Annotated in this window: 14 protein-coding genes; 5 read left to right on the top strand and 9 right to left on the bottom strand. The window is 69.9% G+C overall.

What is annotated here, in order from left to right:
- Positions 1-4 precede the first annotated feature (4 nt).
- The gene (gene dhaL, locus NS184_RS01745; protein WP_058724420.1) at positions 5-631 is read left to right on the top strand and encodes a dihydroxyacetone kinase subunit DhaL; all 627 of its coding nucleotides are present in this window, start codon (positions 5-7) and stop codon (positions 629-631) included.
- Positions 628-1350 carry a dihydroxyacetone kinase phosphoryl donor subunit DhaM gene (gene dhaM, locus NS184_RS01740; RefSeq protein WP_058724419.1) on the top strand — a complete coding sequence of 241 codons (723 nt, stop codon included), beginning with the start codon at positions 628-630 and terminating at the stop codon, positions 1348-1350. Before dhaL ends, dhaM begins: the two co-directional genes overlap by 4 nt.
- Before the next feature lie 6 nt (positions 1351-1356).
- Here the strand turns inward: dhaM and NS184_RS01735 are convergent, their stop codons facing one another.
- Positions 1357-1938 carry a TetR/AcrR family transcriptional regulator C-terminal domain-containing protein gene (locus tag NS184_RS01735; protein ID WP_058724418.1) on the bottom strand — a complete coding sequence of 194 codons (582 nt, stop codon included), beginning with the start codon at positions 1936-1938 and terminating at the stop codon, positions 1357-1359.
- Between the two features lie 56 nt (positions 1939-1994).
- Between NS184_RS01735 and NS184_RS01730 the strand changes: the two genes are divergently transcribed.
- A complete protein-coding gene (locus NS184_RS01730) occupies positions 1995-3215 on the top strand; it encodes a beta-ketoacyl-[acyl-carrier-protein] synthase family protein (RefSeq protein ID WP_058724417.1) in 1221 nt (406 codons plus the stop codon).
- A 78-nt stretch (positions 3216-3293) separates the two neighbouring features.
- On the opposite strand, the gene NS184_RS01725 is transcribed toward NS184_RS01730, so the two are convergent.
- Positions 3294-3932 (bottom strand): copper resistance CopC family protein, encoded by a 639-nt coding sequence (locus tag NS184_RS01725; RefSeq protein WP_058724416.1) that lies wholly within the window; start codon positions 3930-3932, stop codon positions 3294-3296.
- 180 nt (positions 3933-4112) lie between these two features.
- On the opposite strand from NS184_RS01725, the gene NS184_RS01720 reads away from it, so the two are divergent.
- Positions 4113-5144 (top strand): alcohol dehydrogenase catalytic domain-containing protein, encoded by a 1032-nt coding sequence (locus NS184_RS01720; RefSeq protein WP_058724415.1) that lies wholly within the window; start codon positions 4113-4115, stop codon positions 5142-5144.
- A gap of 421 nt (positions 5145-5565) precedes the next feature.
- On the opposite strand, the gene NS184_RS01715 is transcribed toward NS184_RS01720, so the two are convergent.
- A complete protein-coding gene (locus tag NS184_RS01715) occupies positions 5566-5970 on the bottom strand; it encodes a hypothetical protein (RefSeq protein ID WP_152998007.1) in 405 nt (134 codons plus the stop codon).
- A gap of 932 nt (positions 5971-6902) precedes the next feature.
- Here NS184_RS01715 and NS184_RS01705 point away from each other — a divergent pair.
- Complete coding sequence (locus tag NS184_RS01705) at positions 6903-7547, top strand: hypothetical protein (RefSeq protein WP_152998006.1); 645 nt, start codon at positions 6903-6905, stop codon at positions 7545-7547.
- A gap of 1034 nt (positions 7548-8581) precedes the next feature.
- Here NS184_RS01705 and eno read toward each other — a convergent pair.
- The 6 genes from eno to NS184_RS01675 form a co-directional block, all read right to left on the bottom strand.
- Positions 8582-9922, bottom strand: coding sequence for a phosphopyruvate hydratase (gene eno, locus NS184_RS01700; RefSeq protein WP_083513360.1), 1341 nt, complete (start codon positions 9920-9922; stop codon positions 8582-8584).
- A gap of 115 nt (positions 9923-10037) precedes the next feature.
- Positions 10038-10529: an inorganic diphosphatase gene (locus tag NS184_RS01695; RefSeq protein WP_058724411.1), complete on the bottom strand. Its 492-nt coding sequence runs from the start codon at positions 10527-10529 to the stop codon at positions 10038-10040.
- Between the two features lie 44 nt (positions 10530-10573).
- A complete protein-coding gene (locus NS184_RS01690) occupies positions 10574-10945 on the bottom strand; it encodes a fluoride efflux transporter FluC (protein WP_058724410.1) in 372 nt (123 codons plus the stop codon).
- Positions 10942-11445 carry a CrcB family protein gene (locus NS184_RS01685; RefSeq protein WP_193750363.1) on the bottom strand — a complete coding sequence of 168 codons (504 nt, stop codon included), beginning with the start codon at positions 11443-11445 and terminating at the stop codon, positions 10942-10944. Before NS184_RS01685 ends, NS184_RS01690 begins: the two co-directional genes overlap by 4 nt.
- Positions 11442-12185: a 2,3-bisphosphoglycerate-dependent phosphoglycerate mutase gene (locus NS184_RS01680; protein WP_058724409.1), complete on the bottom strand. Its 744-nt coding sequence runs from the start codon at positions 12183-12185 to the stop codon at positions 11442-11444. The genes NS184_RS01685 and NS184_RS01680 overlap by 4 nt, the downstream gene beginning before the upstream one ends.
- Positions 12185-12649 (bottom strand): universal stress protein, encoded by a 465-nt coding sequence (locus tag NS184_RS01675; protein ID WP_242862938.1) that lies wholly within the window; start codon positions 12647-12649, stop codon positions 12185-12187. Before NS184_RS01675 ends, NS184_RS01680 begins: the two co-directional genes overlap by 1 nt.
- Positions 12650-12706 lie beyond the last annotated feature (57 nt).

Genomic DNA, 12706 nt, shown 5'->3' with positions numbered 1-12706 from the left:
CGCATTGGCGCTCGACACCGCATGGGCCATCGACTGGGTGCGTCGCTCGGCAGCGACGATCGACGACCACCGCGCCGAGCTCGTGACGCTCGACCGCGAGATCGGCGACGGGGACCACGGCGAGAACCTCGACCGTGGGTTCCGGGCCGTCGTCGAGGCGATCGACGCCGGCTCGTTCGACACCCCCGGCTCGGTCTTCAAGACGGTCGCGACCAAGCTCATCTCCACGGTCGGCGGTGCAGCGGGACCCCTGTTCGGGACGGCCTACCTCAAGGCCGCGCAGGCGGCCGGTGACGCGGAGGCGCTCGACGCGCCCACGCTCGTGGCCGTGCTGACCGCGGCGCGTGACGGTGTCGTCTCGCGGGGCAAGGCCGAGGTCGGCGACAAGACGATGGTGGACGCGTGGACGCCAGCAGTGGACGCCGCCGCATCGGCCGCTGACGACGGCGCGACCCCCGAGCAGGTGCTCGCCGCTGCCGCGGACGCCGCCGCGACCGGGGCCGAGTCGACGGACGCGCTCGTCGCCCGCAAGGGACGCGCGAGCTACCTCGGTGAGCGCGCCGTGGGTCACCGCGACCCTGGAGCGCAGTCGACGGTCTACCTCCTGCGCGCCGCGGTGGACGCCGCGTGACCGTCGGCATCCTCGTCGTCTCCCACAGCGCCGCCGTGGCCTCCGGAACCGTCGAGCTCGCCCGGCAGATGGCGGCGGACGTCCCGCTCGTGGCCGCCGGGGGCACCGAGGACGGCGGCATCGGCACGTCGTTCGAGGCCATCACCGCCGGGCTCGAGGAGCTCCGGGAGACCGACGGCATCGTCGTGCTGTGCGACCTCGGATCGGCCTACCTGACGACCGACACGGCGCTCGACTTCCTCGACGACGAGGACCGAGCACGCGTGCACGTCTCGCAGGCACCGCTGGTCGAGGGCACGGTCGCGGCGGCGGTCGCAGCACAGACCGGCGGCGACGTGACGGCAGTCCTGGCCGCAGCCGCCAGCGCTGCTGGTCCGGTCGCGACGGACCGACCGGGAGGCACGACACCCGACAGCGCGTCGGCACCCGACGACGACGCGGTCGGGTGCGGAGCCGATGGCGGTCCGTCCGCGTCCGCCTCGGTCGAGCTGGTCAACGAGAGCGGGCTCCACGCCCGACCGGCGGCGGAGTTCGTCAAGACCGCCGCTCGGTTCGACGCCCGGGTCCGGGTGAACGGCGTCGATGCGAAGAGCCTCCTCGCGATCATGGCGCTCGCGCTGCCGCAGGGCGCGACGATCGGTATCGAGGCAACAGGGGACGACGCGCAGGACGCCGTCGACGCGCTGGTCGGGCTCGTGCGGTCCGGCTTCGGGGAGTGACGGCGCTCAGCGACCGTCGGCGGCCCGTGCGCTGATCGACAGCACCGCGGCGAGGTCCACGTCCTCCGGGCCACCGGTCCCGCCGGCAGCCCGGAGGAGTGCTGCTCCGAACGCCGCGCTCCAGAACGTCCGGACGTCACGGTGCAGCGACCCGCCGTCCCAGCCGCGCTCGGTGGCGACCCGTCCGAGGTAGCGCTCGGACTGCCGGAAGAGCAGTGCGAGCAGCTGCGCACTGCGCTCCCGTCCGCCGGCCCCGAGCGCAGCGACGACGAGGGGGAGTGAGGGCATCGCCAGCGTGGTCCGTGCCAGGAGGCTCCGGAACGCGGCGGGGGAGCCGGCCCGCCGCCCGGCCGTCTGCATGCGGCTCGTGTCGCGGAGGAAGAGCGTGAACGCGGCGTCGAGGACGAGACGGTCCTTCGAGCCGAAGTGGTGCGTGATCTGGTTCGGGTAGACGCCCGCCGCCCGGGCGATGCCGCTCACCGTCACGTCGGTCGACCCGCCAGCGGCGAGGAGTCCCGCGGTCGCCGCGATGATCCGCGCGCGGGTCGCCGTTCCCCGTGCGGTCGTGCCGTCGCCCTCGGTTGCCATGCGTGAATTGTACGTGGTACAACTCCACTTGTTCAACGTACAAGCAGGAGGTCCGCGTGGACATCGTCATCACCGGGTACGGCAGTGTCACCCCGTTCGGCCACGGCGTCGACGCGCTGTGGGACGCACTCGTCGCCGGTCGCTCCGGGGTGCACGTCCTCGACCGCAGCGGCCAGCTGTGGGACCGGGTGCCGATCCGCGTCGGGGCGGACGCCGCACTCGACGCCGACGCCGCCCTCGGTCGGGTCCGAGCAGCCCGGCTCGACCGGAGCCAGCAGCTCGCGCTCGTCGCAGCGCAGGAGGCCTGGGCGGACGCCGGGGCACCCGGCGTCGAGGGGGACCGGCTGGCGGTGGTCGTCGGCACCGGCATCGGAGGCGTGGAGACGCTCCTCGACGCCCACGACGTCCTCCGGGACGCCGGCGCCCGACGGGTGTCACCGCGCGCGGTCCCGATGCTCATGGCGAACGGTGCCGCAGCGCAGATCAGCATCGATCTCGGCGCGCGGGCCGGGGCCTACACGACGGTGTCCGCGTGCGCCTCCGGGGCCGAGGCGCTCGTCACCGCTGCTCGGCTCATCACCACAGGAGAGGTCGACGTCGTCGTCGCAGGCGGCACCGAGGCGGCGGTCACCCCGGTGACGATGGCGTCGTTCGCACAGTCACAGGCCCTCGCGAAGCCCGGGGAGGACGACCCGGAGACGCTCTCCCGCCCGTTCGACGCGGACCGCCGCGGCTTCGTGCTCGGCGAAGGTGCGGGCATCCTCGTCCTCGAACGCGCCGACCACGCCCGAGCCCGAGCCGCGCACGTGCGAGGACGCCTCGCCGGCTGGGCGATCACCTCGGACGCCCATCACATCACGGCGCCGCTCGCCGACGGCAGCGAGCAGGAGCGTGCCATGCGGTCGGCGATCCGGATGGCCGGAGTCACGCCCGGTGACGTCGACCACGTCAACGCGCACGCGACGAGCACCCCGGTCGGCGACGTGGGGGAGGCCGCAGCCATCGCGCGAGCGATCGGTACGGGCGCGGCGGTGTCTGCCCCGAAGAGCGCGATCGGACACCTCTTCGGTGCTGCGGGAGCGGTCGAGTCGATCCTCGCACTCCGCGCCGTCGAGACCGGAGTCATCCCACCGACCCTGAACCTCGACCGTCTCGATCCCGCGATCGACCTCGACGTCGTGTCGGGTACGGCGCGGCGGACGCCGGTGCGTGCGGCGCTCAACAACTCGTTCGGGTTCGGAGGTCAGAACGCCTCCGTCGTCTTCACCGCTGCCTGACCGCGCACGCGACCGGCGAGGCGGAGGTGACCCGTGCCTCCGGTCCGGGTGTGACGCCGGTGACCGCGCGACCGCTCCTCAGGCCGCGGCACCGCCGACCGGGGTGTCGTCGCCCCGGCTGGCCGCGCGATCGCGACGTCGTCGGACGACGGTGGCGACGACCGCAGCTGCTGCCGCGAGGAGCGCGACCGCACCGATCACCCAGACGGCGATCGGCGAGTGGCCGGCGTGGGTCGTCGCAGTGGCGGGTCCGGCCGTCGCCGTCGCCGTCGCCGTCGGTGCGGCAGTCGCGGACGCGGAGCGCGCGGGGGGCCCGGTCGGGGCGGAACTCGGGGTGGTCCCCCCGATGCCAGAGGCAGTGAACCCGTACTCGCCCGTGATCGGGTGACCATCGGGCGACACGTACCGCCAGACGACCCGGTACGGCCCGTCGGCCAGCACCACGGCCTTCGACATCGCGGTGCCGGCCACTTCGACGGAACCCGAGGACACGTCACGGTCCGATCCGTCGCGGACCTCGATCCGCAGACCGGCATCGAGGCCGGCGAGCGGCGCCTCGGAGAAGGTCAGGGTGACACGGTCGAGGGGAGCGGTCACCGTCGCCTCGGCCGCGGGGTCGCTCGAGACCAGGCTGGAGTGCGCCGACGCCGGGGCCGCTCCGGCAGAGAAGGACGCCGCGAGGAGCAGCACGAGCACGAAGGCCGACCATGAACGCATGCACAGGAGCCTACGGGCGTGCACCGACGGCCGCTGACGGGTCGGACCGCGGCGTCGCGGCCGAGGTCAGGTCCTGGCAGGACCATCCGGCGCTCTGGACCGGGAACGCCCCGACCGCCGATCATCGAGCAGTGACCTCTGGCAGGGGTCCCGAGGACGCTCGTCTGCCAGGATGGGCAGGTGCGAGCTGTGCAGTACTCCGACTTCCGTTCCGTACCGACCGTCGTCGAACTCCCGGAGCCCGTGCTGCCGCCGCACGGTGTCCTCGTCCGGGTGCGGGCCACAGGGGTCTGTCGGAGCGACTGGCACGCATGGACCGGCCACGACGACTCGGTGTCGTTGCCGCACGTCCCCGGCCACGAGTTCGCCGGCGAGGTCGCGGCCGTCGGCGCCGAGGTCCGCCGCACGGCCGTGGGCGACCGCGTCACCGCGCCGTTCATCTTCGCGTGCGGCGAGTGCGAGCAGTGCCTCGCCGGGGCCACGCAGGTGTGCACGGCACAGCAGCAGCCCGGGTTCGACCTGCCGGGGTCGTACGCGGAACTCGTCATGGTGCCGCATGCCGACCTGAACGTCGTGACGCTGCCGGACGCGGTCGGGTTCGCCGAGGCCGCGAGTCTCGGCTGCCGCTTCGGCACCGCTTACCACGCCCTGCACACCCGAGGACGGGTGGTCGCAGGGGAGTGGGTGTCGGTGTTCGGTTGCGGTGGCGTCGGTCTCTCGACGGTGCAGGTGGCGGTGGCCGCGGGCGCCCACGTCGTGGCGTCCGACGTGTCCGCCGCGGCGCTCGGACGTGCTGCGGAGCTCGGTGCCCAGACGGTCGTCATGGGGGACGACGCGGTCGACCGGATCCGCACACTGACGGCTGGCGGAGCACACGTCTCCGTCGACGCGTTCGGGAGCCGTGCGACGTCAGCGGCCGCGGTGGCGACGCTGCGCCCTCGGGGCCGACACGTCCAGGTCGGGCTGCTGCTCGGGGACGAGGCGACCCCGGCGATCCCGATGGGTCGGGTGATCGGCGACGAGCTCGAGCTGCTCGGGAGCCACGGCATCGCCGTCGCTGAGTACGCGGCGATGCTCGAGGACGTCGTCGCCGGTCGACTGCGTCCCGCGGACTCGATCGGACGCACGATCGCGTTCGAGGAGCTGCCCGGGGCGATCATGGCGATGGACCGTCCGGCGACGGGCTCGGGGATGGTCGTCGCCACGTGGTGAGGCCTCCCGGGCCCCACTTGCTGGTGGACGTCAATATTCGTTTTGATATTGATCTGCGTCTGAGAGGTGGTTGTTCGGAGGAGCCGAGGCCGCAGAGGCAGTTGGCGATCCTCAAGATGGACGGTTCGCGCTCTACGCTGGGACGCGTGAGCAGAACTCCCCGACAGCGACCGTTCGAGCTCGCTCCGGCACCCTGGCCGGAGATTCCTGCCGACGACGCGATCGCAGAAGCGGCTCGTACATTTGTGGTGCGACTGAGACAGGCGATGGGAACTCAGAGCACACGCGCTGTCGCGACGGCTGCTGGAGTGCACCACACAACGTTGCTCGGTGTTCTAGCCGGTCGTTCCTGGCCGGATCTCGCCACGCTCGCTCGGCTCGAGCTTGCCCTCGACGCCGAACTGTGGCGACGACCCGCCCGTTAGGGGTCGATCACCGTTTCGAAAGCAAACCAGGCTCCGCCCGACATCTCAGCGAGGGAACGGAGGCGTCCCTCGAAGCGTTGCCGAGACTCGATGGGAGCCTCATGAAGGTGTTGGAGGCGGCGCCTCAGGAGTTCGCGCATCAGCGCCGCAGCCGATTCGTCCCCTCCAAGCTCTCCGCTGATGACGTACTCGCCGGAGTCGAGGTCACAGACGGCGGCGAGTTCGGCAGCTCCGACGGTCACGACGAAGTCACCGCGGCGCCCGATGGTTCGATAGTCGATACGCGCGGCCTCGGGAACCACGACCGCGTCCAGCCAAGAGAGTTCAACTCTGGTGCCGACTGCGGCTTCGATCGTGAGGCGCGGTGAAGCAGAACCCGCGCCCTGCTCGCCTTCTCCCATGCGCTGATTATAATCAGCACGCGGCATGAGTCGGGTCGCAAGCGGCTGGAAGGTGGGGAAGTGGCGTCGGACGTATCAGGGGCGGCGCCTGCGTCGTTGGAGCCTGCGGGCTCGCATCAAAGGTCGGTCGCCGCGCTGGAAGCGGCCATCCAATCGCTTGGCCTCGAGTTCAACGCAACAGTGGCGCAGATCGCGGACTCGCTAACGGCGCTCAGCCGGCCGAGTCCGCTGGGAACGGCGAAGCGAGACCTCATCCTTCAGTGGATCGGCGCCGTCGGTGACGAGTTCCAATGGGAAGCGGAGCTGAGCGACCGGAATCTCATGACCGTGCTGATCCGAGCCATATCGATCGAGCACGCGACGGTGTTGCAGGCCGATGACGTGGCCCGACGACGGGGGAGTACCCTCCGTGAGCTTCGGGCTGACATGGTTTCTCGACAGCTTTGGGGATTCGAACGGGCTGGAGCCTTGCTCTTCCCTTCGTGGCAGTTCATCGACGCCGGTGCCCGGACTCTGGAGCTCATCTCCGAGGTCCTCCCGACGGTGCTGCAGTGCATACCCCCGGACGCGCCGCCGGCACTAGTTACTCGCCTGATGTGCTCCGAAGACCCGCACTTGCAGCGGGGCGGCTCGCGGTGCAGCCCACGAGAACATCTAATCGCGGGCGGATCGCCTTGGCCCGTGGTGCGGACCTTGCTGCTTGTGCTCGAAGGGTCCGCTTCACGCCTCCCAGATCTCGTTCTCGGAGGACGGGATGATCGGTGAGATCGGCTGGGGAAAAACGGCGTCCACACCTCGGCTGAAGCAGAGGAAGCAACCACTGTGAACCCCCGATGACGTCACGGCTTCAAATCGCTCGCGCTCGCGCACGTGTGGCTCTCGCCGTCCGGACCGGTGAGGAGCTGCTGGAAAGCGTCCGAGAGGTTGCCGCGATGGACTTCGCGGACGCCGACGACGCGGTCCAAGTTGCACGGGACCGCGAGCTCGACTCGCCCCGGCTCGATGGCGCCTTCCGGCGGCTCATCGGCGTCCACGCCGGCGGTCATGACTTTGGGCCTCGCCACAACCCGCCGCGAACGCAGACCGGCCGGGACCTTACCCCTGACGAGGAGGAGGTCCTGATCGAGGCCGTGTTCGTTACGCGGGAGCGGTATGAAGCGGCGAAGGCTGCTGTCGCGCATGGAGAGCTCGACGCACTTGAACGCCGATCGTGGCAGCGCGGATTGAGCGCCTCCCTCACCTTGGAACAGGCAGCCGACTGGCTGGACACAGGAACTGGCCGGGTCCTCACAGATCTCGCGTTCGGCGACCTGTTCGCGTTCGTGTGCGACGACGAGCTTCTGTTCCCGACATGGCAGTTCACCGACGATCCGGATCAACCATCGCTGAACTACATGACGTCGCTGGTCGGAGCTTTCGATGACGACATACACCCGACGTCGATCCTCGGATTCATGACGACTCCGCACTCGTACACGTCCATCGACGGCGAACCGGCGACGCCGGTTGAGTGGCTCACTGCAGGCCGCGACGTGAAGCCGCTGCTGGAGCTGCTCGAAACCCGGCGCTTGAGATAGCTCCTTCGAGTAAGGAGCTCCTCGATCCCCTGGCGCACTACCTCACACTCTGAAGCAGTACGCACCTTGTCGTACTCCTGATGCTGCGCCGGCGGCGGCGGAAGCTCAAGGTTGTCGAGTTGGAACTCGATGTGTCCGTTCCGCGCCTGTTCCGCATCTGACCGGTTCTCGCCGAGGATGTCGGGACCGTCGGGAAGGTGCTCATTCCGGAGCCCTTCGTTACCCTGCGACCGGGCGAGCTGAGGACATGATCTCCCTCGCGGGCCAGGCGGGATTCTTCGGCGAATCAAGGCCGACGGGCAGGCCTTCTCAGCTGCTTGACCGTCCCGCTCAGGGGGCCTTCTTCGGAACCTATTCCGGACCATCTATCCGGACAGCGCGTGGGTGCACCCTCCGAAGGATCCCATCCTGGCTGTTGGACGTCCGGGTCACGACCGGCTATCGGACGCCGGCGGGACAGAGCACAGTGTGTTTATGTCTTGGCTCGCGGCTCAGATCTTCCGGCGGTACCAAGATCGTCGCGCACGCCAGCGTGCCGCTCGGAGCTCTGCCGCACCTGCGGTGCTTCACCCAGCTCTAGGGCTCGGTGGCCGCTCGATCGAACTATCGATCGCGTCAGGTGTGACCCCTGACCCTGGTGCGTTCGAACTAGCCGCCGAGCAGCTACACGTTCACATGGGCCTGCAAGACCACAGCGGTGGTGACCTCCTGCAATCCGCGCAGTGGCTTCGCGATCTCTGGCCCTTCAACGCATCTGTGCCAGGTCTCGCTCGCCTCAATAACGACCTCGAAGAGCTTCGCCGACGTCAGGTAGACGGGTACCGGTGACCCATCGCCTATCGGACACACGAGCCAGCGCTCGGCGTAGCCTCTGCCCATGTTTGCTGCGGGTGCATCAGGGATGTGGATTGCGCTGCCCCTAATCGGGGCCGTGATGGTCTACGGCATCGTTCTTGGAATCATCCGCAAGCGAAACGGCAAGGAGTGACCGCACTCCGATCGGCTACCGAGACGGGCTGTACGGGACCAAACGGCTATGACCGATCGAGGCCGAAGGGCAGGCCCGGAGCTGCTTCCGCGATTTCGGTGAGCCGGTTGTACTTGGCGACGCGTTCGCCGCGAGCGGGGGCGCCGGATTTGATCTGACCAGTTCCGGTACCGACGACGAGGTCCGCGATGAACGTGTCGGTGGTTTCGCCGGAGCGGTGGGAGATCATGCTGCCCATACCGAGGCTGGTCGCGGTAGCGATCGCGCCGAGGGTCTGGGAGACGGTGCCGATCTGGTTCGGCTTGATCAGGACGGCGTTGCTGAGCTGTTGTTCGCCGCCTTCACGAATGCGGTTCGGGTCGGTGACGTAGAGGTCGTCGCCGACGATCTGGATGCGGTCGCCGAGCGCCTGCTGCATGCGGTGGAAGCCGTCGTGATCGTCTTCGGCGTACCCGTCTTCGATGCTCCGGATCGGGTACGTGTCGACCAGGCGGCGGTAGTAGTCGAGGAGCCCGTCCCGGTCGAGGCTGTCGTCTCCGACGCGGTAGGCCCCGTCGCCGAGGTGGAACTCGTTCGCGGCCGGGTCGAGAGCGATCGCGACCTGGTCGACGCCGGGCTCGTAGCCGGCGTCCCGGATCGCGGTGACGAGCAGCTCGAGCGCTTCGTCGGCTGCGGCGATGGACGGCGCGAAGCCACCCTCGTCGCCGAGGCCGAGACTGCCGAACCGGTCCCGCACGATGCTGGCGAGGGCGTGGTAAACGTCTGCGCCGATCCGAATGGCGTCGGCCATGGAGCCGGCGTTGACGGGGGCGATCATGAATTCTTGGAAGTCGAGCGCGTTCGCGGCGTGCGCGCCGCCGTTGAGGACGTTGAAGTGCGGCACCGGTAGGCGCGGTGTTGAGCCGGTGATGTCCGCGATCCACTGCCAGAGGGGCCGGTCGGCGGCGTGGGCGAGGGCGCGGGATGCGGCGATGGAGGTCGCGACGACGCTGTTCGCGCCGAGCCGGCTGTACCCGGTGGTGCCGTCGAGTTCTGCCAGGGCGGCGTCGATCTGCCTGACCGCCGTCCACGACCGGCCGGTGAGGAGCGCTGCGATCTCGGTGTTGACCAGGTGCAGGGCTTGGGTGACGTCGCGGCCGCCGAACGCGGTGCCGCCGTCGCGGAGCTCCCGGGCTTCGTTCGCGCCGGTGGATGCTCCGGCGGGCGCGTCGCCGGTAAGGGTGGTGCCGTCGTCGAGCTGCAGGTGGACGCGAACGGTGGGGTATCCGCGGGAGTCGAGGATGCGGCTGCCGTGGACGGTGTCGATGCTGATTGGGTGGTCGTGGTGTGTGACGTACTCGCCCTGGTGCGCGGCGTGGTGGTGGATGCCGCTGATGTAGTTGTTCATGGTGACGCTCCTTGAAGTCGGGTCGTGCGTCGGCGGTGTGGTTGGAGTGGGCCGCGGGGAGGTGGAGGGGACGACCCTCGGGCGATCACTCGGCGCCGGTACCTCCCCGCGGCGGTCAGGGGGCAGGGTGCCGGGTGTGGGCTTCCTGCGCGGTGCGGATCACGGCTTCGGCAGCGGCACGGGGTGCCCATCCGTTCGTGGTGACGTGCTTGCCGTGTTCAATCTCTTTGTAGTGGGCGAAGAAGTGCTCGATCTCGGTCAGCGTGTGGTCGGGGACGTCGCCGATGTCTTGCAGGTGAGCGAACCGGTCGTCACCAGCGGGGACGGTGAGGACCTTGTCGTCGCCGCCGTTCTCGTCGACCATGCGGAGCATTCCGACGGGGCGGACGGTGATCACGACGCCGGGGAACGTGGGCCGGGGCAGCAGTACGAGCGCGTCGAGGGGGTCGCCGTCGTCGCCGAGGGTGTGGTCGATGGAGCCGTATTCCTGAGGGAACACCATGCTGGTGAACACGGCCCGGTCGAGGCGGATCCTGCCGGTGGTGTGGTCGACTTCGTACTTGTTGCCGCTGCCGCGGGGGATCTCGATCGTGACGTCGAACTGCATGCGCTGCTCCGATCCGGACGTGGAAGAGGACGGGTGGGGGGTGGTCATAGGGCACCGCCGAGGATGATGCCGGCGGCTGCTGCGGCGACGGAGACGACGAGCATGCCGAGCCCGTTGACGGCGGCGGCGTTGATGCGGCCGCCGCGGGCGAGGCGGACGGTTTCGACGCTGGCGGTGCTGAACGTGGTGTAGCCGCCCATCACCCCGGTGCCGAGGACCGCGACGGGGAGCACGCCGAGGTGCGTGGCAGCACCGACGATGATCCCGAGCAGCAGCGACCCGGTGATGTTGATCGTCAACGTCCCGACGGGGAGCCGGAACTGTCGGCCCGTGTTGATCAGCCCGTCGAGGAGGAACCGGCCGGCAGCGCCGACACCGCCGCCGGCTGCCACGGCGAGGAGCATCAGGGCGTTCATGCGCGTGCTCCGTTTGGTCGGACCCAGCCGGCGACCCGCAACCCGATCGCGGTCGCGATCGCTCCGGCAAGGACGGTCAGGAGGGCGTAGCCGGTGCCGGCGAGCCCTCGGCCGTCGATGAACAGTGCGGCGGTGGACTCGGCGAGGGTGCTGTAGGTGGTGAACCCGCCGAGAACACCGGTGCCGAGCAGCAGCCTGAGGGCGCGGCGCCGGCCCTCGTCGGGGCCGCGATGCGCGAGGGCTTCCAGGAGCAGGCCAAGCAGGAACGCGCCGACGATGTTGACCCAGAAGATCGACCAGCTCACCCCACCGTGTGCGGGCAGGAGCGTGTTGATGACGTCGCGCAGCGCGGTCCCGGCTGCGCCGCCGAGGGCGACGAGGCCGAGGAACCGCCACCGCAGGTGCACGGGACGTGCCACCGGTGTCGGGTCGTTGGCGTCGACGTCGGGGTCGGGTGGGAGCTGATCATCGGGCATCGGGGTGTCCGTTCGGGTGGTCATGTTCCGCCTTCTGCCGCGACCAGCGCCGCGGCATCGAGTGCTTCCGGGTCCAGGTACTCCCCGCCACGCGGCGCGAGCGCGCCGGTCGGGGTGATGCGGTAGCGCAGCGGCTGCCCGGTCGGCAGGTTCAGGTCCGCGACTTCCGCGTCGGAGAGGTGGTCAATGTGGGTGCACACCGCGCGCAGGGAGTTCCCGTGCGCGACGACGAGGACCGTCGCCCCTGCCCGCACGGCAGGCAAGACCCGAGCCACAAGAACAGGCCCGGTGCGGTCGATGACGTCCCGGAGCGTTTCGGTTCGCCGGATGGCGGCGGTGGGCGCGTGCCGCAGTGTGGGGCTCGTCCGGAGCGTCCACCAGGTGTGCAGTGGCATCGGCGCGGGACGGCCGTCCACCGATCGACGCAGCCGCATGTACGCGGCATCACCGAGCTGCGCACGAGCGGTGGTCTTCGTGGCGCCAGTCAGTGCGCCGTAGTTGCGTTCGTTCAGCTCCCACCACGCATCCGTCGGCGCTTCCCGGCCGAGTACCTCGCTGACCAGCTCGGCGGTGCGCCGAGCCCGGTGCAGCGTCGAGGTGATGATCCAGTTCGGGACGATGCCGTGCGCCCGGAGCAGCCGGCCGGCGGCGCGTGCCTGGTGCTCGCCACGGTCGGTGAGGAGCGCGTTGAGCAGTCCGGTGAAGGTGCCGGCAGCGTTCGCGGTGCTCTCCCCGTGGCGGGGCAGCACTAGTTGGCCGCCCATCACGCATCCCACGGCAACGGGTCATCGAAGCCCACCGGGTTGGTCGGGACGACCAGCACGGGCCGGTGCTGCTGATGCGTCAGCCGTGCCGCGACAGATCCGTTGAAGAACTCCGCCGTCCGACGCCGCCCCGTCCGGGTGCCGACGACGATCATCACCGCGTCCCGCTCATCCGCGGCGGCCGCCAACGCGCGCGCCGGGTCACCGACGAGCGTGCGCACCTCCACGGGGACGCCGTGCCCGGCGGCGATCTCCTCGACCAGTGCCCGGTCCGCCTCCGGCAGCTCACGCGGGCTGGTGTCGGCGGTATCAGGGTCGATCGGCTCGATGATTGCCGAACCGTCAGTGCGGCTTCCCGTCGAAAGGAGTGACGGGTCCGCGGTCACGCAGACCATGCCAGCACCTAGCCGCTTCGCTAGGGCGGCTGCGACGTCCAGGACGTCGCGCGCCTGCCCGGCCTGCACGCCGATGATGATCGACGGCGTGTCGGGTCCTTTAATGATCATCGCGTCTCCCTACCT

The sequence above is a fragment of the Curtobacterium luteum genome, assembly GCF_001475545.1.
Classification (GTDB): domain Bacteria; phylum Actinomycetota; class Actinomycetes; order Actinomycetales; family Microbacteriaceae; genus Curtobacterium; species Curtobacterium luteum_A.
The sequence above is the reverse complement of the archived record's forward strand: the minus strand, read 5'-3'. Positions and strand labels throughout refer to the sequence as shown.